The sequence below is a fragment of the Alkalihalophilus lindianensis genome, from assembly GCF_032843265.1.
Lineage (GTDB): Bacteria > Bacillota > Bacilli > Bacillales > Bacillaceae_D > Alkalihalophilus > Alkalihalophilus lindianensis.
In genome coordinates, this window is sequence record NZ_JAWJBA010001145.1 from 1 (window position 1) to 229 (window position 229).

Genomic DNA, 229 nt, shown 5'->3' on the forward strand with positions numbered 1-229 from the left:
GATACAACCTGGCAAATAAAATTATGAGGACAGACACAATTTCCCGTTTTTCTCATAGGAATTATTATAGGCTATAGTCCAATGTTACGGGGGGATACGGATGTCTGGAATTTTAACGGCTCTTGGTTATTTAATAAAGGAGTTTTTATTTCTTGTATCATATGTAAAGAACAATGCCTTTCCTCAACCCCTATCCGCTGCAGAAGAAAGAAAATATTTACGCTTAATG

The 229-nt window shown here is 35.8% G+C and carries 1 pseudogene; it reads left to right on the forward strand.

The window, feature by feature from the left end:
- Positions 1 to 100 precede the first annotated feature (100 nt).
- Positions 101 to 229: pseudogene (locus RYX56_RS25655) on the forward strand (RNA polymerase subunit sigma-70); the annotation flags it as partial.